This window comes from Ewingella allii, assembly GCF_044430645.1.
In the GTDB taxonomy this organism is placed as follows: Bacteria; Pseudomonadota; Gammaproteobacteria; order Enterobacterales; family Enterobacteriaceae; genus Ewingella; species Ewingella allii.
Genome location: NZ_JAWUDN010000001.1, coordinates 1036967 through 1061431, shown reverse-complemented (window position 1 = coordinate 1061431; position 24465 = coordinate 1036967). Strand labels below are relative to the sequence as shown.

The following is a 24465-nucleotide window of genomic DNA, read 5'->3' as shown; positions in this document are numbered from 1 at the left end:
AGTAAGACTGAATATTAACACCCGGTTCGCCGGGTGTTTTTTTCTCCAGTTTTCAGATTGAGGTATTGATGGAAGATGCTGCGCCGATACCTGTTCGAAATCACCCTTAGCGCACTGATACTGTGCGGTTTAATTACCCTGTTCTTCTACTTGTGATATCACCTGAACAAAATCCCTCCGGTGATCACACCGCCAGTTGCAAGCGTCTATAATCACTCCATAATATACGATTCAAGGGATTTCCCTGCTTTCAAGGTCAGAATGTTATGCGCATCGCGTTACCTTTAGTTTTGAGCCTTTTTTGTTGCAACATTTCCTCTGTTCATGCGGACGTTCCTGAACCTGATTCAGATTCCGATGCGCCAACCATTAGTTTGAAAGAAAAGACTGCCCTGTTTTTTGGTCACGATCATCGCACCGCCGTCGCCAATACCAGCGACTGGCCGTGGCAAGCCATCGGACAGATTGAAACCGAAAGTGGCAATCTGTGTACGGCAACGCTGATATCCAAGCATCTGGTCTTAACCGCCGGTCACTGCGTGCTGGCTCCTCCGGGCAAGATTGATAAAGTCGTGGCACTGCGTTTTATTTCTCACAAGCAAAAATGGCGTTATCAGGTCACGGCGTTAGAAACGCTGGTTGACCCAAAGTTAGGCAAAAAACTGAAAGCCGATGGCGAAGGTTGGATTGTGCCCTCTAAAGCCGCCGCGTTTGACTTTGCGCTGGTTCGCCTGACAGATGAGAATATCGCCCTGCCGATCACCCCGCTGCCGCTGTGGGAAGGCACGCGCGACCAGCTTACTGCCGCGCTGAAGCAGAATGGCCGTAAGATCACGCAGGCGGGTTATCCGGAAGATCATCTGGATGATTTATACAGCCATCAAAACTGCCTGATCACCGGCTGGGCGCAGCCTGGCGTGCTGTCGCACCGTTGTGACACCCTGCCCGGCGACAGTGGCTCGCCGTTGTTATTAAAAACCGGCGATAAATGGTCACTGATTGGTATTCAAAGCTCGGCCCCGGCGGCGCAAGATCGCTATTTAGCCGATAACCGCGCACTGGCCGTTCCGGCAATTCGCGACGCACTGAACAAGCTCTCATCAGGTGCCGTGAGCGCCATGCCAGCTGCGCAATAATTGCCGGTAAAGGTGCAAAAAAAACCTAAGTCACATAAGTGGCTTAGGTTTTTTTATTGACGCTGCGGCGAGTTAGGCGTCAGCTTTCAACATATAAATGCAAGAAGTCACCGTGCTGCCGTCGGTGGTGGTTACTTCAACCGGCACGCGCTCGTAGCCCTCGCCTTCGAAATCATCCAGAATCTGCCAGTTTTCAGCGAGCTTTTCAGAGCTGAAGACAAAACCATTTACCCGGTTGCCGCTGTCATCAAGCACAATCCCCGGAAAGCCCATTTCGGCTCCCCAGCCTTTGTGCAGCAGGGTTCCCCCTACGTGCCCTTCTTGCCAACTGCCGCCAATCCCCTCGAGTACATGGGCGTTTGGGCGGCCTGGGCCTAAAGTGCCATAAACGAATAACGTTGCCATCTTCACTCCTTACTCAACCGGTGACTAACTGTTCCATGGTTTGCAAAATACGCTTGTCGGAAATCGGGTACGGCGTGCCCAACTGCTGAGCGAAATAGCTCACGCGCAGCTCCTCAATCATCCAGCGAACTTCTTTGACTTCTTCGCTCTGTTGGCGAGCCGGTGGCAATTTGTTTAGCCACTGCTGCCACAGCTTCTCGACGTGCTCGACCTTCAACATCTGGGCGCGGTCGCGATGAGGATCCATCGCCAGCTTGTCCATACGTTTTTCAATCGCGTTGAGATAGCGTAGCGTATCTGGCAGGCGTTTCCAGCCGTTCTGAGTGACAAACCCGCGGTAGATCAACCCTGACATTTGGCTCTTAATATCAGAGAGCGCCAACGCCATGGTCATATCAATACGGCCTTTAAGGCGCTTGTTGATATTGAATACCGCCGTCAGGATCTGCTCCACCTGCACGGCAATCTGCACCACGGCGTCATTGAGATGAGCGCGAACGTGCTCGTGAAGACGGGCAAACTCCTCCTCTTTCCACACCAGACCGCCACTTTCGGCAATCAACTTATCAATGCCGCAGGAGATACAGTCGTCGATCAGGTCCAGCACTTTGCCATAAGGATTGAAGTACAATCCCAGCTTGGCTTTGTTCGGCAGCTTTTCGTGTAAGTATTTAATTGGCGATGGAATATTAAGCAGCAGTAAACGGCGCACACCCGCCCACATCGCCTGCTGTTGCTCCAGCTCGCTGTCAAACAGGCGAATCGCGATGCTGTCTTTGGTATCGACCAGCGCCGGATAAGCCTTAACTTCGTAACCGCCGCGCTTTTGTTCATAGCGCTCGGGCAGCGTGCCAAAGCTCCAGACGTGCAAATCGCTCTGTTCGATGCCGTCATCGGCCACGGCAGACAGCGTCTGCTGCACCTGCTCTTTCAAACCTGCTTTCAGCGCCGTCAGGTCTTTGCCTTCGCGCAGGGTTTTGTTTTTGTCATCCAAAATACGGAAAGTCATTTTGAGATGGTCTGGAACCTGCTCCAACTGCCAGTCGTCGCGTGACACCGTCACGCCACTCATTTTGCGCAGTTCGCGCTCCATGGCATCCAGCAAAGGCTGTTCGAAAGGCTTGAGGCGGCCTAGCAGCGCGTCGGCGTAGTTCGGCGCGGGCACGAAGTTGCGGCGAATCGGCTTCGGCAGTGATTTAATCAGCGCCATAATTAGCTCGCGGCGAATCCCTGGGATCTGCCAGTCGAAGCCCTGCTCGTCAATTTGATTGAGCAGCGGCAGCGGAATGTGCACCGTCACGCCATCGGCGTCGGTCCCCGGCTCAAACTGATAGGTCACGCGCAGCTTGATATTGCCCTGATGCCAGAAGTTCGGGTAGTCGTGGGCGCTGATGTTACCCGCGCCCTCTTTGATCAACATGCTCTTTTCGAAGTTTAGGCTGTCGGCGGGCTGGGTCTTCCACCAGCTATCAAAGTGGCGAGATGACACCACCTCCTGACCAATGCGCTGCTCGTAGAACAGGTACAGCGTCTCGTCGTCGACCAAAATATCGCGGCGGCGGGACTTGTGCTCCAGCTCTTCCACTTCGCCACGCAGTTTGAGGTTGGCGCGGAAGAACGCGTGCCGCGTCTGCCAGTCACCTTCCACCAGCGCATGGCGAATAAACAGCTCGCGGGATAGTACTGGGTCAATGCTGCCGTAGTTCACTTTGCGGGCTGCGACGATAGGCAGGCCGAACAGGGTGACTTTCTCAGACGCGATCACCGCGCCCTGCGCTTTCTCCCAGTGCGGCTCGCTGAAGCTGCTCTTCACCAGATGCTTGGCCAGCGGCTCAATCCATTCTGGCTCGATGCGCGCGGCGATACGGCCCCACAGGCGGCTGGTTTCCACCAGCTCGGCGACCATCACCCATTTCGGCGGCTTTTTGAATAGACCGGAACCGGGGAAGACGGCAAACCGGGCATTGCGCGCGCCGGTATATTCTTGTTTATCCGCGTCTTTCATGCCGATATGCGACAGCAGCCCGGTCAGCAAGGCGCAGTGAACGCTGCGATAATCGGCAGGTTCGCTGTTCACCGGCAGGCCCAGCTCTTTCACCACTTGGCGCAGCTGGGTATAGATATCCTGCCATTCGCGCACTCGCAGGTAGTTCAGGTAATCGCTGCGGCACATTTTGCGGAACTGGGCTGAAGACAGCTCTTTTTGCTGCTCTTTCAGGTAGTCCCACAGATTCACAAAGGCCATGAAGTCGGAGTCTTTGTCGGCAAAGCGGCGGTGTTTCTCATCCGACGCCTGTTTTTTGTCCATCGGCCGTTCGCGCGGGTCCTGAATCGACAGCGCGGCGGTAATGATCATCACTTCGCGCATACAGCTGTCTTTGCGCGCTTCAAGCACCATGCGGGCCAGACGCGGATCCACCGGCAGTTGGGCGAGCTGGCGACCGGACTGCGTCAGGGTATAACGCCCGTCTTGCGCGTTATTGATTGCCCCCAGCTCTTCCAGCAGGCGCACGCCGTCCTGAATATTGCGTTTATCCGGCGCTTCCACAAAAGGAAACGCGGCGATGTCGCCCAGCCCCAGAGAGGTCATTTGCAAGATGACCGAGGCTAGGTTGGTACGCAGAATTTCCGGATCGGTAAACTCCGGGCGCGACAGGAAGTCTTGCTCGGAATAAAGGCGAATACAGATACCTTCGGAGACGCGTCCGCAGCGGCCTTTACGCTGATTCGCCGAAGCCTGAGAAATCGGCTCGATGGGCAGGCGCTGCACCTTAGTTCGGAAGCTGTAGCGACTAATGCGCGCCGTACCCGGGTCGATAACGTATTTAATCCCCGGCACGGTCAGCGAGGTTTCCGCCACATTGGTGGCCAGCACGATGCGGCGACCGGCATGAGACTGGAACACGCGGTTCTGCTCGCTATTGGAAAGGCGGGCATATAAAGGCAAGATTTCGGTATGCGGCAGATCCAGCTTATTCAGCGCGTCGGCGGTATCGCGGATCTCGCGCTCGCCGCTCATGAAGATCAGGATATCCCCGGCACTTTCACGCCCAAGCTCGTCCACGGCATCAAAAATCGCCTGAAGCTGGTCGCGGTCGGTGTCTTCTGCGTCATCCACCACCGGACGATAGCGCACGTCCACCGGATAGGTGCGACCTGAGACTTCGATAATCGGCGCATTATTAAAATGCTTCGAGAAGCGCTGAGGGTCGATGGTCGCCGAGGTAATAATAACTTTTAAGTCTGGGCGTTTTGGCAGCAGCTGACGCAGATAGCCAAGGATAAAGTCGATATTCAGGCTGCGTTCATGGGCTTCATCGATGATCAGCGTGTCGTACTGCATCAGCATGCGATCCTGTTGGATCTCCGCCAGCAAGATACCGTCCGTCATCAGCTTAACCAGCGTGTTATCCCCCACCTGGTCGTTGAAACGCACTTTATAGCCGACGGTGCCGCCCAGCGAGGTTTCCAGCTCGTCGGCAATACGGTTCGCCACGGTTCTGGCGGCCAGACGCCTTGGCTGAGTATGGCCAATCACGCCTTTAATGCCGCGCCCCAGCTCCATACAGATTTTCGGGATCTGCGTGGTTTTACCGGAACCTGTTTCCCCCGCCACAATCACCACCTGATGGTCGCGAATGGCTTTGAAGATGTCGTCTTTCTTTTGGCTAACCGGCAGATTGTCCGGATAGCTGATTTTAGGTCTTGAGGCTTCGCGGGCGCTGACTTTTTGCAGGCTCTGGGCGATAGCGTTTTCAATCTCTTGGGTAATACCTTCGACCGCTTTCGGGTCGTCCTGCGCTTTATTCAATAGCGCCTTAGCGCCGTGCAAACGTCGTTGCAGGCGTTGGCGGTCACGAAGCATCAGCCCGTCTAATTGCGCTGACAGTGCCGCGAGCGGAGATTTCACGTTCGGCATTCCTTGTTGCTCGTCAGGCGACTCGAGGATAAACCGCGATGTCGGCTGAATTTGAAAGGTTTAGTGTTGAAGTAGCAGCGGATGAACCTATGCCTGGTTAGCAATATGTTACCACAAGCTATTGAAGATGCTGAAAGCAGGCTGAATTTAGCGCCAAACAGAAGTCGTTCAGTAATATTGAACATAGCACTCGAAATATTACGCTATCACTGAATAACTTTTGTGAATAAAGTAACTTTCATTCCGGGGCAACAGCCCTTGCAACGCACTCAGTTAAGGATTTACTCATGAGCAAAGTACTGGTTCTGAAATCAAGCATTCTGGCGAACTTCTCTCAGTCAAACCAACTGTCAGACTACTTCGTAGCGCAATATCAGGCTGCTCACAGCGGTTCACAAGTTACCGTTCGTGACCTGGCTGCTGACCCAATCCCGGTTCTGGATGGTGAATTGGTAGGTGCTCTGCGCCCTTCCGACGCGCCATTGACTCCACGTCAGGAAGAAGCGCTGGCGCTGTCAAATACGCTGATTGAAGAGCTGCAGGCCAATGACGTGATTGTTATCGCGGCACCTATGTATAACTTCAACATTCCGACTCAGTTGAAAAACTACTTTGACCTGGTAGCCCGTGCTGGCGTGACGTTCAAATACACTGAGAAAGGCCCAGAAGGTCTGATTAAAGGTAAGAAAGTTATCGTTCTGACCAGCCGTGGTGGCATCCATAAAGACACTGGCAGCGATCTGGTTGCGCCTTACCTGTCACTGTTCCTCGGTTTCCTGGGAATGAGCGACGTAGAATTCATCTTCGCTGAAGGTATTGCTTACGGTCCAGAAGTGGCCACCAAAGCACAGGCCGCTGCGAAAGAAGCTATCGACGCTGCTATCAAGCAAGTCGCCGCAGCTTAAGACTTAAGATTGCCAAGTATTATCACAATCTGGAAGGGTCAATTCCCCTCAGAATCGGTTGTTAAACCCCTCTCCTGATGATGTTGTGATAACACCATTGCGCGCTGAAAAGCGCGCTTTTTTTTGCCTATTTTTGCAGCCACTGGCCATTAATCCCGCGCACATACTCCCCGGCTCCGGCGCGAGCCACTAGCTTCTGCCCCGCAAGTTTCGCCACGTCGTCGGTGGTCACCTGATTGTTTTGCGCCACTTGCTTATATTGCTCTTCGCGGCCCTGATTAATGCGTTTCACCAATGACAGGGTTTCCGCATCTTGCTTGACCGGCGCCAGATAGCCCGACAGGGTTTCGCCCACCCGACCTTGCTGTTTGGCCTCTTCCAGCGTCAGGGCAAAGGCCGTGCTGCTAAACAGCAGGGTTGAAACCAGCACCAGCAGCGCGGATTTCTTCACCGTGGCGGTTTTAAACATTTTTAAGGTTAACGCACGCATATCCACTCTCCACACCGGCTTGCCAGCCGCGCCAATTTAGAACAGGTCACTCTGGTTTTTCAGCAGATTTTCGACATCTTTATCGACCTTGATGTGGATCTCATGCTCAATCTTGACGTTCATATTGATGGTGATCGGCTCTTTCGGCGCAGAGAGTTCAATGCGCGGCACGCAGCCGTTAAGCATCACGACGGCCAGAGCGGTCGCCGTGCAGAGCGTGGTTCGGTAAGCGATAGCCAGCTTCATGGTAAAGTCCTCAAATTCTTATCCTTAGAGGGTGCATCCGGTTGCTGAGACAGGGAGTTCGCCGGCAGCGAGATCTCCTGTTGCAACCATTCTTGCAAGTTGTCGCCAAAGCGCAAACTGCGCCACAGCTGATAAATGTTTTCCTGATGGGTGTAATTCAGGTTCACTTCTCTGTCCTGCTTACCCGAGGTATTGGCTCCGGTAACGTGAGATTTCATGGTCAGCTCGCCGAGGTTATCCAGATTGACCTTGGCAATCATTTCGCGGATCTCCATATAACGGATCCACTCAATCACCAGCCGGTTAGCCAGATTGCCCGCCGCCATGGCATCGGCAAACTGTGGGTCGAGGCGCAGCGTCAGCCAGCCATCATTTTGTATCCAGCCGTCGCGCACAATCCAGTGCGGGTCATTAACATAAAGTGGCAGCTCGCCGTTGATATTACCGGACATCGCCAACTGTTTGGGTTTCAGCGCGGTGAACAGTTCGCTGAGACTGATTTTTTGCAGTTTAAGTACCGCGGCGTCATGCTGCGGCATGCGCAACGCCGACATGCTGATGTGGCCACGCAGGGTATCCACGCCGAGATTACTCAGGGTCAGCGGCGTGCTCTCCGACCAGGGATACGTCCCTTGCAGGTCGGCGGTAATGTTCTCCAGCTTAACGAGGTTATTCACTTCGCGGATCCGCAGCATTACCGGCTGTTTGACACCCAGCGTCCAAATCTGATTTTGCAGCCGATAAGAGAGGCTGAAGTCCATCCCACTGACGTCGCCGTCCGGCAACCACATGCCGCCGTCCTTCACCACCCAGTGACCGCCGCCGATAAATCCCTGCCCGCGCGCCATGGAGAAAGCCGCCTGCGCATAGAAAGTGCCCTCGCGCAGACGAATATTCAACTCCGGAGTCAGCAGCGACTGGAATACCGCCAGCTGCTGTTTCGGCCACCAGGCTTCACCGCGCAGACGTTCGCCATCCCAACGACCGTTGAGCTTGATCGGCCCTATCGGGTCGGCGTCCAGCGTGCCTTTCATGATGAAGCTCTGCGGGTCGCTACCACTGAGGTGCAGCATTAGCTCGCTGGGTGGCAGGTAGCCGCCGTTATCCAGCGCAATCTTCTTCGCCACCAGCTTGATGTCGCCCATAAACTGTGGCGGCAAATCCGGGAATTGTTTTTTGAAGCGTTCTGGTACCGGGCGACGCCAAGTCAGCGGTTTATCCAGCGTCAGGCGCGGCGCGTCCACATTAATCAAGCCGTAATGTAGCTTGTTAAAGCCGGTCGAGAGCGACGTCAGGGTGATTAAATTGTTATCCCAATTACCTTTACCGGCCATATCCCAACGTCCGGCCAGCGGCGGCAGTTTGCCATTGCCCCAGTATTTGAAATTCCACAGTCCTTGATCCGGCCAAAACTTCTCGGCCTTACCGTCAAGGTGCAGGTCGAAGCTCCCCCAGTAGGTATCCCGAGCTTTAACAATCGCCTGTAGCGGGCCGCTCACCCCTTCGGCAGAAACCTTCACCCCCGCCAGCGGCCAGCGGGCGTCCTGTAACAGTAGCTCAGGAGTAGGTTTGCCCCACGCGCGCAGCAGAGCGCCGCTGCGCAGCGCCAGCGTCGGATTAAGCACCGAGCCGCTCAGCGTACCCGGCAGCGAAGCACTCAGTGAGGTAGCCACCAGGTTAGCTTGGCCAGTGAGCTGGAAAGCCAAATCGCTGTCCAGCAGCCCGACCTTGCCCGGCCCCATGGTCAGCACCACGTTGGCTTTACCATTATGCCCCTGAGTCAGCACGTTGAGCCGCGCCGCGAGCTGGGTCTGGTCGAAAGTATCCGCCCAATCGCTCAGCGTCAGGTTGATGCCACCGGCGAGCGGCTGCGCGGCATAGGGCCAGTGCCACTGCCCCTGGGTTATCTGTAAATTCTTACCGTGCAGAGTCCACGGCAGGGTCGCCAGAGGCTGCTGGCTGCCCTTTTCGGCAATCGTCAGCACGCCTGAGGTTTGCTGCCATTGCAGTAAAATATCTAGCGGATTCGGCACCTGCGCGGTTTGCATTTCGGCGCGCAGTTCGCCGGTTTGCGGCAACTGGTTCAGCGTAGCGGGCAGCGTCAATTTGCCGCTCAGCGCAATGGGCTGTTGGCTGCCCGGCGGTGTCAGGCGCAGGGAGTTAATGGCGAGTTGTTGATTGTCGAGCGTGGCGTCCAGATTGAGATCTTCGCCCTGTAGCGTCAGGTGCTGGGTCGCGCCCTGATTGTCGAGACGCAGTTCACCGGCATAACGCTGCCACGGCGTCACCACCAGACGGTGAATGATCACATTGCCCGCAGGCAGGCTCTGTTGGATATCAGCTAATGAAAGAGGTGAGCTATCGGCGCTTTTCGGCAGGTTGCTCAGACACAGGGTATCGACATTCAGGCTATCGGCCTCCAGCGCCCAGCGGCCACTGGCATGGCTCAGACGCGCATTGGTGGCCTGCGCCAGTTCGCATTCTCCCGCCATATAGCGCATTCCCGGCAGCTCGAGAGTACCATTAGACCAGCTAGGTGACGCGGAAAGGCGTAGACTGGTCCCTGCCGGTAGCCAATGTTGGGCAACCTGAGGCAACCAACGAGGCACGGTTTTCCATAACACCCCGGCCAAAAACAGCAAGGTAAGCACGGTTCCCAGACACACCAGTGCAAAATATCTCAGTCCTTTCCTCATGATATGCCTTGTTTTTCACGAAACCGCTATAAGATACCATAATTAGCATAACAACTTATCGTGGAGAAATAGGATGAAACTCGCCGTTTACAGCACGAAGAATTACGATCGTAAATACCTCGAGTTGGTGAATCAGCATTATGGATATGAGCTGGAGTTTTTCGACTTCCTGCTGACCCCGCAGACGGCGAAAACCGCCATCGGCGCCGATGCCGTCTGTATCTTCGTCAATGACGATGGCAGCCGCGAAGTGTTGCAAGAGCTGAAATCGCTGGGCATTAAGACGCTGGCCCTGCGCTGTGCCGGTTTCAATAACGTGGATTTAGACGCCGCCAAAGAGCTGGGTATTTCGGTGGTGCGCGTTCCGGCTTATTCACCGGAAGCCGTGGCCGAGCACGCCGTGGGCATGATGATGTGTCTTAACCGCCACATTCACCGTGCCTATCAGCGCACCCGCGAGGCGAACTTCTCTCTGGAGGGGTTGATTGGTTTTAATATGCATCAGCGCACGGCGGGGATCATCGGCACGGGTAAAATCGGCGTCGCCGCGATGCGGATTCTGAAAGGTTTCGGCATGCATATTCTGGCTTATGACCCCTATCCAAGCCCATTGGCCCTTGAACTGGGTGCCGAGTATGTGGATCTCGATACGCTGTACGCTCAGTCGGACGTTATCTCCCTGCACTGCCCGTTAACGCCGGAAAACCACCACATGCTGAACGCCACGTCATTCGCCAAGATGAAAGACGGCGTGATGATTGTGAACACCAGCCGAGGCGCGCTGCTGGACGCCACTGCCGCCATTGACGCATTGAAGAAGCAGAAAATCGGCGCGCTGGGGATGGACGTGTATGAGAACGAGCGGGATCTGTTCTTCGAAGACAACTCCAACGAAGTGGTGCTGGACGACGTGTTCCGCCGCCTCTCATCCTGTCACAATGTGTTGTTCACCGGTCACCAGGCCTTCCTGACCAGCGACGCGCTGACCAGTATTTCGGAGACAACATTGCTGAATGTGGATCAGCTGGCGAAAGGGCAGCCATGTCCGAATTTGTTGTAGTTTTGGAAACTACAGGAAATTTTTAGGTCGAGACTGTGGGCTCGCCGCCAGACCGGCCTTAAGGTCAAAACCGTGCGCTGCCGCCACACCGGCCTCAAGGGGCGCCTATCGCCGCGCCCCTTAAGAATCCCCGGCTCTTTACTGCGCGCTGTCGCTGTCTGAATGGACATGTTTCAGCTACTTCCGTTATCCACCGCAAAATGTCGCCGCTTAGGCGGTGCCTTCGCCACGGGATTCGAGCCATAGGTCTCGAACCTCTCGCTCAGCGCCATTTTTGACTGCGGTTTTGATACATCTCAACCGTGCCGTTTCAGTGGGTTTCATATATGTTTTGCGAGGTGGAATGGAACGGCACGGCGTAAATGCTAGTAGGTCGCGTTCAGAAGTGACGCCGAGCAAGAGGTGGAAAACCGCGAGTCTTTTGCGCGGGTTGGAATCCCGCCGCGAGGGAACCGCCTAAGCGGCGGCACTTCGCGACGATCGCCGCGGCTGCTGAAACACGTCCATCCCAACCCTGCGCAGCCTCGATCTTCCAGCAGCAAAAAAACGCAGGATTCCAAAGGGTTTCGTTTAAAACCCTTTGGGCCCGTGTGGGCGGCGAGCCCACCGTTTTTTAAAAGCGCTCAAAGGCAGCCCGCCTTACCCCGCCGTACATCTCCCTGCCATTAACGCGTTTTCCGAACACTGGCGGCCATTCGACATTGAACACATGCCTACGCGGCTGCCGTCTAACTGAGGTGCCATTCGCAGCTGACCACCGGCCATGGAACATGCGGCGAAGGCCGGGCTGTCCATATTGACGCTGTGGTTAGAAAGGTTAACGCTGTTACCCTTCTGGGGAACCTCGTTGGAATCATCGTGGCTGCTACAGGCGGCCAACACCAGAACGGCTCCGGCCAATAATACGCGTAAGGCAGTGATCATCAGTCCTGCTCCTGAAGAATAACGGGGTGTCGGGGAATTAAGTGGAAATCATCATAGCCGAGCCATTCCGCCAGCGTCGAGTGTTAGCAAGAATTAATATCAACTTTTTCCTAAAAATAAACGATTAGATACACTTTATTTCGTTCCGTTATTTCTTTGGCTCATAAACTTAGGGCTCATTCACCGTTTTTGAGTATCAACTACTTAAAATAAGCACAACAGGGAGGCATTTTATAATGGTGACAGATTTTTTAATTCGTATTGCGCTGGCGGGCGTTTTGGGCGGGCTAATTGGTATTGAACGCCAGCTGCGGGCGAAAGAAGCCGGTCTGCGAACCCACGTATTAGTGGGTATCGGCAGCGCGATGTTTATGATTGTGTCGAAATACGGTTTCGCCGATTTACTCAACCTCACCCACGTCAGTTTTGACCCCAGCCGCGTTGCAGCGCAGGTGGTGAGCGGCATGGGATTCTTAGGTGCCGGGACCATCATCATCCAGAAACAGGTGGTCAAAGGCTTAACTACCGCCGCTGGATTATGGGTCACTGCGGCGATCGGTTTAGTTATCGGTAGCGGACTTTATGAGATTGGTATTTATGGCGCCTTCCTGACCTTAATTGTGCTGGAAGTATTCCGCCAAATAAGTAATAGACTGATCGGCCATCATCATCTGATTGAAATACGCCTCGCGCCGCAAAGCGTTCCTTCGGTATTAATTGCATTGCAGAAAATGCGTATTCGTCCGGGCCATATTAAAGTCAATCAGCGCGACGATGGTGATGAAAGTAAATGCGAATTAGTGATGGACGTGGTGTTAAAACCGAAACAAAGCGTTGATAAATTGTATGAAGCCATCATGACCGTTCAGGGTATTAAACGTATTGATATCAATTAACCTCTTACTGCGCTGACGCGTATTTTCTCAAGCTGCGAGGGGAATTGACCCTCGCAGAAGTAATAGAATTCCTACGCCTTCCCCTCTTCCAGTAACCCTATCATTTCACTCAACTATTAACCCTGCACACAATCAGGATAAATCGATCGATGCCCCGCGTGTAAACTTTTTCATATTCGAACCGGTTCGGCATCGCTGTTTCCGGCAAGCATTAGGAAATGAAAAAGGGGTTTTCATGATCACCACTGACGGTAATAACGCAGTTGCTTCCGTGGCCTATCGCACCAATGAAGTAATTGCTATCTACCCTATTACGCCAAGTTCGACCATGGCCGAAATCGCCGGCGCGTGGTCCGGTGAAGGTAAGAAAAATCTCTGGGGCGATGTCCCAACCGTGATGGAAATGCAGTCAGAGGCCGGGGCGATTTCTACCGTCCACGGTGCGCTGCAAACCGGCGCACTCTCCACCTCTTTCACCTCATCGCAGGGTTTGCTGCTGATGATCCCCACCCTCTACAAGCTGGCCGGTGAATTAACGCCGTTCGTGCTGCACGTCGCCGCCCGCACCGTGGCGACCCACGCCCTGTCTATTTTTGGCGATCACTCCGACGTGATGGCCGTTCGCCAGACAGGCTGCGCGCTGCTTAGCGCCGCCAGCGTGCAGGAAGCGCAGGACTTCGCGCTGATTTCTCAAGTTGCCAGCCTCAACAGCCGCGTGCCCTTTATTCATTTCTTCGACGGCTTCCGCACCTCCCATGAAATCAATAAAATCGCCCCGCTGAGTGATGACACCCTGCAGCAGATGCTGCCGCAGGCCCAGATTGACGCCCACCGCGCTCGCGCCTTAACGCCGGACCGCCCGGTTATCCGCGGCACCTCGGCCAACCCGGACACCTATTTCCAGTCGCGCGAAGCCACCAACCCGTATTACGACGCTACCTGCCAGCACGTCATTGACGCCATGGAGGCCTTCTCCGCCCTCACCGGTCGCGCCTATAAGCCTTTCGAGTATGTCGGCCACCCGCAGGCGGAGCGCGTGATTGTGCTGATGGGTTCCGGGATCGGGACGTGCGAAGAGGTGATCGAAACGCTGATTGAGCGCGGCGAAAAGGTCGGCGTGCTGAAAGTGCGCCTCTATCGCCCATTCAGCGCCAAGCATATGTTGGACGTGCTGCCGCAGAGCGTCAAAACGCTTGCCGTCATGGATCGCACCAAAGAGCCGGGTTCCCTTGCCGAGCCGCTGTACCTTGACGTAATGACCGCGCTGGCGGAAGCATACAGCCGCGGGGAACGCGACAGCTTGCCGAAAGTGATTGGCGGCCGCTACGGCCTCTCTTCCAAAGAGTTCGGCCCAGACTGCGTGCTGTCGATTTTCGACGAACTGGCCCTCAGCCAGCCGCGACCGCGCTTTACCGTGGGGATCTATGACGACGTGACCGGCCTGTCGCTGCCGGTGAATGATGAGCAACTGCCGCAGCACGCCACGCTGGAAGCCCTGTTCTACGGGCTGGGTAGTGACGGCTCGGTTTCGGCCACCAAGAACAACATCAAAATCATTGGCAATAGCACGCCGCTGTTTGCGCAGGGCTATTTTGTCTATGACTCCAAGAAGGCCGGTGGCCTGACGGTGTCTCACCTGCGCGTTAGCCAGCAGCCGATTAAATCGGCCTACTTGGTCAGCCACGCGCACTTCGTTGCCTGCCACCAGTGGCAGTTTATCGACCTGTACCAGATGGCCGAGCGCCTGCGCCCCGGCGGCATTTTCCTGCTCAACACCCCTTTCTCGCCACAAGAAGTGTGGGAACGCCTGCCGCTGGAAGTGCAGTCTTCGCTGCATAAGAACAGCGCCCGTTTCTACATCATCAACGCCGCGAAGATTGCCCGCGAATGCCAGCTAGGCGCGCGCATCAATACCGTGATGCAGATGGCGTTCTTCCACCTGACTCAAATTCTGCCGGGCGATCAGGCCCTGAAAGAGCTGCAGGGGGCGATTGCCCGCAGCTACAGCAGCAAAGGCGAAGAGCTGGTGATGCGCAACTGGCAGGCGCTGGGGGCGACTCTTGAACAGCTCATTGAGGTGCCGTTGCAGGCTATTCCAGAGCAGCCGCGCAAGCGTCCGCCGATTGTGTCTGACGCCGCGCCTGATTTCGTTAAAACCGTCACCGCCGCGATGCTCGCCGGTCTGGGGGACGCCCTGCCGGTTTCCGCCTTCCCGCCGGACGGCACTTGGCCGACTGGCACTACCCAGTGGGAAAAACGCAACATTGCCGAAGAAGTGCCCATCTGGCAGCCAGATTTGTGTACCCAGTGCAACCACTGCGTCGCCGCCTGCCCGCACTCGGCTATCCGTGCCAAAGTGGTGCAACCCGAGGTAATGGAAGGCGCGCCGTCCGCCCTGCAATCTCTGGATGTGAAATCTCGCGATATGCGCGGCCAGAAATACGTGCTGCAAGTGGCCCCGGAAGACTGCACCGGCTGTAATTTGTGTGTGGAAGTCTGCCCGGCGAAAGATCGCCAGAATCCAGAAATCAAAGCCATCAACATGGCGGATCGCATTGAGCATTTAGAAGAGGAGAAGGCCAATTACGACTTCTTCCTTAAATTGCCAGAAATCGAGGCCAGCCAGCTTGAGCGTATCGACATTCGCACTTCGCAGCTGATCACCCCGCTGTTTGAGTACTCCGGTGCCTGCTCCGGCTGTGGCGAAACGCCTTACATTAAGCTGTTAACCCAGCTGTATGGCGACCGCCTGCTGATTGCCAACGCCACAGGCTGTTCATCTATTTACGGCGGCAACCTGCCTTCCACGCCTTACACCACCAATGCAGAAGGGCGCGGGCCGGCGTGGGCCAACTCGCTGTTTGAAGATAACGCCGAGTTCGGTCTGGGCTTCCGCCTGACGGTAGACCAGCACCGCCGCCGCGTCACGCGTCTGATTGACTCGCTCTCCGAGCATATTCCCGCCGAGCTGTTGGGCGGCCTGCGCGATGAAACCTCAACGCCAGAAGTGAAACGCCAGCACGTGACCGAGCTGCGTAAGATTTTGGCCGAGATTGATTCTCCAGACGCCCGCCAGTTAGCCACCGACGCCGATTATCTGGTGGATAAATCCATCTGGCTGATTGGCGGCGACGGCTGGGCTTATGATATTGGTTTCGGCGGCTTGGACCACGTGCTGAGCCTGACGGAAAACGTCAATGTGCTGGTGCTCGACACCCAGTGTTATTCCAACACCGGCGGCCAGCAGTCGAAAGCCACCCCGCTGGGCGCCGTCACCAAATTTGCCGAACAGGGCAAGCGCAAGTCGCGCAAAGATTTGGGTGTCAGCATGATGATGTATGGCCATGTCTACGTGGCCCAGATTTCCCTTGGCGCGCAGCTGAACCAGACGGTGAAAGCCATTCAGGAAGCCGAAGCCTATCCCGGCCCGTCGCTGATCATCGCCTACAGCCCATGCGAGGAGCACGGCTACGATCTGGCCCTGAGTCACGACCAGATGAAGCAGCTCACCGCCACCGGTTTCTGGCCGCTGTATCGCTTCGACCCGCGCCGCGTAGAGGAAGGTAAAGCCGCGCTGGCGCTGGATTCCCGCCCGCCAAACAGCAACCTGACGGAGACGCTCAACAACGAACAGCGCTTCAGAAGGCTCAACGCCCAGCAGCCGGAAGTCGCCACCCAGCTGTATGCAGCGGCAGAGAAGGAGCTTCAGGAGAAATATGAGTTCTTGGAGCTGCTGGCGGGTAAGAGAACGAATGGGGAGTCGGAGTAAAGTTAAAGACGTTGTTTGCTCCTCCCCCTTGCCAGGGGGAGGAGCAGAACCAAACCCACTGAAAAGGCACGGCTGAGAAGCCACTAGGCCGTGTTCAGAAATGACGCCGAGCAAGAGGTGGAAAACCGCGAGTCTTTATTCGCGGGTTGGAATCCCGCAGCGAGGGAACCGCCTAAGCGGCGGCACTTCGCGACGAACACTGTGGCCGCTGGAACACGTCCATTCCAACCCTGCGAAGCCTCGATCTTACAAAAGCAAAAAACGCAGGATTCCAAAGGGTTTCGTTTAAAACCCTTTGGGCCAGTGTGGGCGGCGAGCCCACGGTCTTGAAGTTGAATTTAAAAGCGGGCTTGGGCGACGAGCCCCCGACCTTGACGTTGAATTTAAAAGCAGGCTTGGGCTGCCAGCCCAAAATCACCCCCCAAGTCGATGTTTATGCCCTTTCATCAGACTCAGCGATGCTGAATAAGCTGCGCCCTCATCCCCGGCCATAATGGCCTCATAAATCAGTTTATGCTCTTGCAAACACATGCCGCCTTCCTTTGAGGAATACTCAAAGAACCATTTAAAAATGGTGGTCAGCACGTTGCCGAAAGGCACGTAAAAACAGTTGCCAGAGGAGATAAAAATCATGCGGTGAAACTGGGTGTCGATTTCTACCCACTGCGCCTGGTCAAACTGCTCGGCGACCTGACACATCTGCCGATAAATGCGCGACAACTCTATGCGCTGCTCCTTGCTGGCGTTGACCGCCGCCAGCGCGGTGGCGTGCGGCTCAATGGCTTTGCGAAACTCGAGAAACTGCTGATAAATCTCTTCGGTGGCTTCCATCCCCTGCATCCACTCCAGCAGCTGCGGGTCTAGCATGTTCCACTGGGCGCGATCTTTCACTCGGGTACCCACTTTCGGCCGTGATTCCAACAGTCCCTTTGAGGTCAGCAGCTTCAAGGCTTCGCGCAGCGCGGTGCGGCTGACACCAAACTGCTCGCCCAACTCGATTTCGCTCGGCAAAATGGCGCCAGAGGCCAGCTCGCCGGAGAGAATTTTTCGGGCGATGTCGCGAGCGATGTGGGTGTTCAAACCACGGGTTAACCCGGCGGCTGTTTCAAACTGCATCGTCATGCTATTCCCTTTTATTGGTGCAGATGGCCGTCATGATAGTTCAGGATGCGGGGCGGCGCATGTCCTCGTCGCCCCGAATGTGCGCAAAGCCAGATCAAGGTGCCATTTGGCCGCCGTTGACGTCCAGTATCTGCCCGGTGATGTAGCCGCTACAGGCGTGGGAGGCGAAGAACAGATAGCTCGGTGCCAGCTCCTCGCTGGTGCCAAAACGGCCCATGGCGATGCCGCTGGAAATCTTATCGCGCACTTCCTGAGTTTTATCCGCATGGAAAACCGTGTCGATGGTGCCCGGCGACACCACGTTGAAGCGAATATTGTCCTTGGTGAACTCCTTCACCCAGTGGCGGTTCATATTGTGCAGCCACGCCTTGGACGCTGCGTAAATCGAGGCTCCCGGCCCGCCGCCTTCGCGCCCGGCAATAGAACCGGTGCTGATAACCGAGGTGGTTTCGCCGGTCTGCTTGGCCGCGCTGCGCAAGTGCGGAACGGCGAACTTGGTGACCATGAGCGCCGAGCGGGCATTGAGATCCATCACCTGCTGGTAGAACTCATCGTCAATCTCTTGTAGAGGTTTGCGCCCCACCAGCCCGCCGGCGTTATTGATGAGCACGTCCAGCCCGCCGAAGCGCTCCACGAAGGCTGCCACCAGCTGCTGGCACTGGGCGGTGTCGGTCAGGTCGGCGGCGAAATACGCCACTTCGCCCCCCAGCGCCGCCACCTCTTGGGCCAAGCTTTGCAGGCTCGGGTCATTGCGATGCCCGTTCAGCCCCACTTTCGCGCCAGCGCGGGCAAAAGCCTGCGCCGTCGCCAAACCAATGCCTTTGGTGGAACCGGTGATTAGCACGCGTTTGTCTTTCAAGTCATTGAACATAAAAGCTCCTCGGTAAGTTGCTAGGGTACAGGGTCGGGAAATAGGTCAGCCTTGCCACGTGGCGCAAAACGCCGCGCCATGCGCAGGCCGATCCTGATTATTAATGGAAACGCGCAGGCGGCGGCCATCCACACAGTGGATCAGCAACTCGCTGCCGGTGGCGTCTTGGGAGAGCACTTCTACCCGGCTCACCTTGCCCCGCGCGTCGCGCGAGGTTTCAGTGGCTTCGTCAAAATAACCGTGGCTCTCAATCACGCTGGCAAATATTGCGTCGGCCCCCTGCTGGCGCAGCAGCAGCGCAGGCTCATTGCGCAGGTTGAAATGCGGATCGCCCGCGCCGGTTCGTGCCACGATAAGCTCGCCGCCGAGGGGTAATGCGCTGATAAGCGAGGTGTAGCCGTGGCCGTCGAGCCAGCTATAAAGGATAGAGTGCTGAGGAGTGACCTCCGCCCGCGCGCAGTCCCACAGGTGTTGGTAGCCGTGATTGGCACCCAGCGGGTTGAGCTGCTCCGCCACCCGCAGCGGGCTGTCGCTGCGCACAAATTGCCCGAGATGATGCAGGCAGTAGTCATACTGGTGCAGCTGCTGGCTGCTGATGCGCAGCACGTCCACCAGCAGCGGATTTTCGAATTCGGCCAAATTGAGCATCAGCACCGTGCGCTGAAGGGTGACGCCGGGGTAGTAGTCGCGCAATCGCGCACTCATCCCCTGTCCGGCGGGATGCTCGCTGACAAAGAAGTGGCGCTCGCCGTGACGCTTTTCCGCCTCGGCGCTTTGGCCAAGGTTCTGACTCTGCTGATCCACCACCAGCGTGTTGTGCGCCACGGTCTGCTTGCAATAACTGTTATTTTCCGCGATGTAGCGCCCGCCGAATTTGGGTTCGACATTCACCCAGCGGCCAAAACCGTAATCCCGCAGTGTCTCGCGGCCGTGGCTAAACAGGCTCAGGTGCAGCCCGTCAAAGTGGCCGTGATTCAGCGCCGAGTGCAGTCGTGGAATGCTGCCATGCTGGCCGTACCACAGCAGCGCCATGGTCAGCTGGCCGTTTCGCGGCTGGCGAAGGATAGCCACTTCCCCCTGCTGGCCCTGCGGCCCGTCGGTAAGAGCCAAACTGCCCCAGTTCATCGGCTGGGCGGGCGTCTTCTGGGCCGCGTTGGAGAGAGCTAACCCAGCGGCGCTCACCCACAGGGAATCCTGCCAGTGGGCGGCGGCGATCCACTGCGGGTTGCCGTCGTAGCGATAGAAACAGACGCTGGCCGCCACCACCGCGCCGTCATCGCGCAGACTGATGGTTTTCGAGGAATCATTCAGCGCCGGTAAAGTGCCGTCGGGGAAAGCCACCTGCATCAGGGCTTCGCAGGTTTTGCGCACCACCTGATTGCGAAATTGATAAATGGCTAATTCCGGCTGGCGATGGTGAATCGCCTCGGCCAGCAGCAACAGCGGGCGCAGCGCAAATCGCTGATAGTACGGCCCTTCAATGTAGTAGCCGTCCGGGGAGAACAGCTGCGACAACTGGGCAAAGAAACCGCCGCTCTCGCTATCCCCCTTTAGCCCGTACAGGGCTTTATCCACCAGCGACGGGTCGCCTAGCACGTAGCCGCAAATCCCCGCCGCCGCCGCCGACCAGATGCCGTGGTTATGCACGATATCGAAATCCTTGGCGTGCAGCGTCAGCGCGTCGTCCACCATCACGCGGAACAGCTGGCTTTCAATCTTCTGGCACTCGGCGGCGCTCAGGCTGGGCTGAATACAGTGGTACCCCTCGACGGCGTAAAGCAGCCACATATTCTCATTGAGGGTTTGATGAAACAGCCGCCCCGGCGCATTGCCGTCTTTACTTACCGCACTGCCCAAACCGGGATAAATCTCGGCGTAGCCGTTGAGCAGTTGCAGAGCGAAATCGCGATAATCCTGCCGCTGGAAAATCAGCGACATGCGCCCCGCCAGATTGATGAAACGGTAATTCTGTTTGTGCTGCGCATGTTCCGGGCCGCCCGCCTCACCTTGGCCGGGGATCGCCACGGGCTGCGCCATAAATTCATCCAACTCGGCTATTTGCCTGCGCAGCACGCGGCCCATCAAGCTCTCCGCCGTTAGCTCTTCGCGTAACTGCTCGGCGTCGTCCGGGGTGATAAACAGCGGCTGCCAGTGATTCATGTTTTATCCTTCTGAAGACTTTAAGGCGGGCGTCGGCGCAACAAAGCCCTTGGCCCAGGTCGGCAGCGTCAATAGCCAGATTTCGCGCTGCGCCTCAAGGATCGCACCACGAGACACATCCTCGTGATAGCCCGATTTCTGCGACTTGGCGGCAGCGGGCAAGGTGAAACTGGCGCTGCGGATCTGCTGCTGATAACGCGGCTGGCCGGTGGCGTTGTCCGCCCAGGAGAGCAAAGTCACCGGGCGCACGCTGATCCGGTCGAGGGATTTGTAAGGCCACGGCTGGCCGTCGTCGGTATATTTCGCCATGAAATCCAGCGACTTGAGAATACCGCCTCCCCTCGGTGTCTGGTAATGCCACAGGTCAATGCCCTCTTTCTGCGCCAGCACCGCCATCAGGCTAATGGCCTGCAGATCAAAATAGCTGTAATGGAAGGAGCGCGTGCGGGCAAGTTCGGCGGGCTGGGTACCGTCAGGCATCAGTTGCACGTCGAGCTTACTCTTCATTAGCTTGACCATCTTTTTCACCACCTCGGGCTGGTCAAGATACCAGGCGATGCCCGCTACCTGCGTGGCATACCAGTTGCCGTGGTTGTTCTTGGTACGGCTCTCTTTGAGCGCCAGCTTGTTGGTTTGCAGCCAGTCGAGATATTCGGACATCCACTGGCGCATCGCCTCCTGGTCTGGCTTTTTCCACGCTGCGTTGCCGTCAAGCAGCACCAGCGAGTCGACAATTCGGGTCGAGAAGTAGCGCCCGTCGAGCACGCCCGCGTTACGACCCGCCGCAATCCCCGGCACGCCTTGGGCAAAATTCAGGTTCGGGTTCATGCGAGTTTCTGGATTGATGAACCACGTCCTTAGCAGACTGGCGGCCTTATCGGCATATTTCTGCTCGCCGGAGAAGTACCACGCCAGCGTCAGGTTCTGCACTCGCGCGGTAAAGTCGGCCAGGCGCACGCCGTCGCTCTGGTCATTTTTACTGGCCGGATTCACCTTGCCGTCTTTGCGTACCCACGGCAGGCCGTCCGGCTTGCTGCTGTCCGCCCACCAGTAGGCGCTCAGGCTGAGATAGTCATGCTTGGAGCCGCTCGGTGGCGTCATACCTTTGTCCGTCACGCTGAGGTTCGGCCTCTCCAGCGCCTTGTCAGCCGCCGCGAGCAGTTGGCGGTAAGCCTCTTGGGTCTGCTGCGCCGCCTGATGTTGCGCCAGCTGCTGTTTCACCACGGCCAACTGCGCGGGTTGTAAAAATGCCGATTCAGCCGCTAATAGCGATCCGCTAAACCCAAGGCTAATAGCCACCGCCAGTCGGGCAGATGGCCGAAAAATGGAGCTGAATAATGTCATGTCCTTCCCTTGTTCGCGCTGGTCTACCTTTCTTTTAGTAATACAAATAAAGCAGACTATTTTCGAATTTGCCACGTTTCGTTCCGCCTTTTCACTTCATTAATGCGATAAAAGGCTGACAAAGTGACACTCTTCACAACTTAGCAACAAATACCGCCTTTCTTATTTGTCCGACTTTTAATTTCAAATCCCTCTCCTACTATTGCTCACTGAGCATGCGCAAAAGATAACCAAAAGCAGCTTCTCGACAAACACTCACCCAACACCGAAGAGATTAACGACGATGGATATTAACGTTCTAGTGATGATCGGTTACTTCGTGTTAATGATTGCGATCAGTTACGCGTTCAAGAAGATGGCCTCCGGCTCGTCCAGCCACTACTTTCGCGGCGGCGGCCGTATGCTGTGGTGGATGGTCGGCGCGACGGCCTTCATGATTCAGTTTAGCGCCTGGACCTTCACCGGCGCCGCCGGGCAGGCCTATCGCTACGGGTTCAACGTGGTCAGCGTGTTCGCCGGTAACGTGTTTGGTTATCTGGTGGCATGGTGGTGGTTCGCCACCCGTTTTCGCCAACTGCGCGTCGATACCGCCACCGAGGCGATCAATCATCGCTTCGGCAAAGGCAATGAGCAGTTCTTCACTTGGATGATCATCCCGCTAAGCATCCTAAGCGCCGGGGTGTGGCTAAACAGCCTGGCAGTGTTTGCCAGCGCGGTGTTCCACCATGATGTCACCCTGACGCTGTGGGTTACCGGGCTGGTGGTGCTGGTGATCTCCCTGCTGAGCGGCGCCTGGGGCGTGGTCGCCAGTGACTTTGTGCAGACGCTGGTGGTGGCGATTATCTCCATCGCCTGCGCCGTGGTGGCCTTAATCAAAGTGGGTGGGCCGGTCAATTTAGTCACTGAGTTTCCCTCGGGATTCTTCACCGGGCCGGACGTGGGGCCGCACTACATCACGCTGCTGGTGGCCTGCTTCCTGTTCTTCTTCATCAAAAACGTGCAAAGCATTAATAACCTGCAAGATTCCTACCGATTTCTTAATGCCAAAGACAGTTTTAATGCCAAAAAAGCCGCGCTGTTTGCGCTGGTGCTGATGTTTATCGGCACGCTGATTTGGTTTATTCCGCCGTGGGCCGTGGCGGTGCTTTATCCCGACGCCGCCACGGCTCACCCAGAATTGGGCAAAAACGCCACTGACGCGGTGTATTTGATTTTCGCCGAGCGCGCCATGCCGTTGGGCACCGTCGGGCTGCTGATGGCGGGGCTGTTCGCCGCGACGATGTCGTCAATGGACTGCGCGCTGAATCGCAATTCGGGGATTTTCGTGCGCAGCTTCTGGACGCCTATCGTCAACCGCCACAGCGAGCGCAGCGATAAATACCAGCTGCGCGTGGGCCAGGCGGCCTGCGTGGTCAACGGCGTGTTGGTCATTCTGGTGGCGCAATACATGCACACCATGCAGACCGTCAGCCTGTTTGATTTGATGATGAAAGTCGGCACGCTGATGCAGGCGCCGATCGTCGTGCCGCTGTTTCTTGGGGTATTTATTCGCAAAACCCCTGACTGGGCGGGCTGGGCCACGGTGCTGTTCGGCCTGCTCGTGTCTTACGTGGTGGCGAACGTGTTTACCGCGCCAGATCTGGTGAAACTGCTCGGGTTAACTTTCACCAACCGCGAGATGCTGGATATCGCCATCATGTGGAATATCTTCTCCCATCTGCTGTTCACCGGCGGCTTCTTCTGCCTGACCACCCTGTTCTATCGGGAGCAAACCAGCGAACGCTCGGCCATTCGCGACGCCTTCTTCCGCGACATGCAGCGTCCAGTGTATGCCGATGATGAGCAAGACGAGTTTGACCGCCTACAACGAGACAAGATTGGTAAGATTTCCATGTACATGGGGGCTGGGCTGCTGCTGATGGTGCTGGTGCCTAACCCGCTGTGGGGCCGGGGCTTATTCCTCTTATGCGCCCTGAGCATTTTGATTTTTGGCTGGGTGTTGCATCGCAGTGCAGAACGCGGCGCGGCGCTAGCGGCCAGACAACGACTTTCGGCGTCGCAAAGGTGATCTGAGTACAAATTCGCTGCCAGAGGATTATGTCATAAAGACATACATTTAATATGGTTTTCATGTCAATACAGACAAATGACATACGGCGTTAAATAAATACTTCAGTAGTATTTAACCGATCACTTATTTAAATTTCGTCACCGGGGCAACTACATGAACGCTGATGGCGCTGCCCTAACCTTATTAGCCCATCAGCCTTATCAAGGAAAAGATAATGAAACAACTGACAACTCAAGAAATGGAATCAGTACAAGGCGGATTCCTGTTTGATGCTTTGAAAGGTGCACTGACCGCGGGTAACGATAACCCAGGTTATGATGTTGGACACGACGCTGGCAAAATGGTTAACGACGTAATCAACTGCACCCAGAACCTGACCTACAACGTGGCTCAGACCACGACTTCTATGGTGAAAGGTTTCTTCAGTGGCCTGTTCGGTCGCTAAGCCTTA

At 56.2% G+C, this 24465-nt stretch carries 17 protein-coding genes; 7 read left to right on the top strand and 10 right to left on the bottom strand.

Annotated elements, in window-relative coordinates; translation table 11 throughout:
* Positions 1–266: 266 nt before the first annotated feature.
* Entirely contained in the window at positions 267–1136 is an 870-nt protein-coding gene (locus SBO83_RS05085; protein ID WP_396130669.1) for a trypsin-like serine protease, read from the top strand.
* Between the two features lie 72 nt (positions 1137–1208).
* Here the strand turns inward: SBO83_RS05085 and SBO83_RS05080 are convergent, their stop codons facing one another.
* Together SBO83_RS05080 and hrpA are read right to left on the bottom strand one after the other, a co-directional pair.
* Entirely contained in the window at positions 1209–1541 is a 333-nt protein-coding gene (locus SBO83_RS05080; protein WP_034790563.1) for a gamma-glutamylcyclotransferase family protein, read from the bottom strand.
* 13 nt (positions 1542–1554) lie between these two features.
* Complete coding sequence (hrpA, locus tag SBO83_RS05075) at positions 1555–5451, bottom strand: ATP-dependent RNA helicase HrpA (RefSeq protein WP_396130668.1); 3897 nt, start codon at positions 5449–5451, stop codon at positions 1555–1557.
* 296 nt (positions 5452–5747) lie between these two features.
* On the opposite strand from hrpA, the gene SBO83_RS05070 reads away from it, so the two are divergent.
* Entirely contained in the window at positions 5748–6365 is a 618-nt protein-coding gene (locus SBO83_RS05070) for an FMN-dependent NADH-azoreductase (protein WP_353502094.1), read from the top strand.
* Positions 6366–6492: 127 nt separating this feature from the next.
* Here SBO83_RS05070 and SBO83_RS05065 read toward each other — a convergent pair whose 3' ends face one another.
* Genes SBO83_RS05065 through SBO83_RS05055 form a run of 3 tightly spaced genes read right to left on the bottom strand, consistent with a single transcriptional unit; the run spans position 6493 to position 9797 of the window.
* Positions 6493–6834: a YdbL family protein gene (locus tag SBO83_RS05065; protein WP_396130927.1), complete on the bottom strand. Its 342-nt coding sequence runs from the start codon at positions 6832–6834 to the stop codon at positions 6493–6495.
* Between the two features lie 57 nt (positions 6835–6891).
* A complete protein-coding gene (locus SBO83_RS05060) occupies positions 6892–7101 on the bottom strand; it encodes a YnbE family lipoprotein (protein WP_396130667.1) in 210 nt (69 codons plus the stop codon).
* Complete coding sequence (locus SBO83_RS05055; protein WP_396130666.1) at positions 7098–9797, bottom strand: YdbH family protein; 2700 nt, start codon at positions 9795–9797, stop codon at positions 7098–7100. The genes SBO83_RS05060 and SBO83_RS05055 overlap by 4 nt, the downstream gene beginning before the upstream one ends.
* Before the next feature lie 73 nt (positions 9798–9870).
* On the opposite strand from SBO83_RS05055, the gene SBO83_RS05050 reads away from it, so the two are divergent.
* The gene (locus SBO83_RS05050) at positions 9871–10857 is read left to right on the top strand and encodes an NAD(P)-dependent oxidoreductase (protein WP_396130665.1); all 987 of its coding nucleotides are present in this window, start codon (positions 9871–9873) and stop codon (positions 10855–10857) included.
* A 639-nt stretch (positions 10858–11496) separates the two neighbouring features.
* Here SBO83_RS05050 and SBO83_RS05045 read toward each other — a convergent pair.
* Positions 11497–11781 carry a DUF333 domain-containing protein gene (locus tag SBO83_RS05045; protein ID WP_396130664.1) on the bottom strand — a complete coding sequence of 95 codons (285 nt, stop codon included), beginning with the start codon at positions 11779–11781 and terminating at the stop codon, positions 11497–11499.
* A 236-nt stretch (positions 11782–12017) separates the two neighbouring features.
* On the opposite strand from SBO83_RS05045, the gene SBO83_RS05040 reads away from it, so the two are divergent.
* Both SBO83_RS05040 and nifJ read left to right on the top strand, forming a co-directional pair.
* A complete protein-coding gene (locus tag SBO83_RS05040; RefSeq protein WP_396130663.1) occupies positions 12018–12677 on the top strand; it encodes an MgtC/SapB family protein in 660 nt (219 codons plus the stop codon).
* Between the two features lie 235 nt (positions 12678–12912).
* Positions 12913–16446 carry a pyruvate:ferredoxin (flavodoxin) oxidoreductase gene (nifJ, locus tag SBO83_RS05035; RefSeq protein ID WP_396130662.1) on the top strand — a complete coding sequence of 1178 codons (3534 nt, stop codon included), beginning with the start codon at positions 12913–12915 and terminating at the stop codon, positions 16444–16446.
* Positions 16447–16860: 414 nt separating this feature from the next.
* Here the strand turns inward: nifJ and SBO83_RS05030 are convergent, their stop codons facing one another.
* From SBO83_RS05030 to SBO83_RS05015, 4 genes are all read right to left on the bottom strand, one after another.
* Positions 16861–17568, bottom strand: a complete 708-nt coding sequence (locus tag SBO83_RS05030) for a FadR/GntR family transcriptional regulator (RefSeq protein ID WP_185690009.1) — start codon at positions 17566–17568, stop codon at positions 16861–16863.
* A 94-nt stretch (positions 17569–17662) separates the two neighbouring features.
* Positions 17663–18439 carry an SDR family oxidoreductase gene (locus tag SBO83_RS05025; RefSeq protein WP_396130661.1) on the bottom strand — a complete coding sequence of 259 codons (777 nt, stop codon included), beginning with the start codon at positions 18437–18439 and terminating at the stop codon, positions 17663–17665.
* 45 nt (positions 18440–18484) lie between these two features.
* Entirely contained in the window at positions 18485–20599 is a 2115-nt protein-coding gene (locus SBO83_RS05020) for a heparinase II/III domain-containing protein (RefSeq protein WP_396130660.1), read from the bottom strand.
* A gap of 3 nt (positions 20600–20602) precedes the next feature.
* Positions 20603–21943: an alginate lyase family protein gene (locus SBO83_RS05015; RefSeq protein WP_396130659.1), complete on the bottom strand. Its 1341-nt coding sequence runs from the start codon at positions 21941–21943 to the stop codon at positions 20603–20605.
* 283 nt (positions 21944–22226) lie between these two features.
* On the opposite strand from SBO83_RS05015, the gene SBO83_RS05010 reads away from it, so the two are divergent.
* Together SBO83_RS05010 and SBO83_RS05005 are read left to right on the top strand one after the other, a co-directional pair.
* On the top strand, positions 22227–24011 hold the full coding sequence (locus tag SBO83_RS05010) for a sodium:solute symporter family transporter (RefSeq protein ID WP_353502102.1): 1785 nt from the start codon (positions 22227–22229) through the stop codon (positions 24009–24011).
* 217 nt (positions 24012–24228) lie between these two features.
* On the top strand, positions 24229–24459 hold the full coding sequence (locus tag SBO83_RS05005; RefSeq protein ID WP_396130658.1) for a hypothetical protein: 231 nt from the start codon (positions 24229–24231) through the stop codon (positions 24457–24459).
* Positions 24460–24465: the final 6 nt, after the last annotated feature.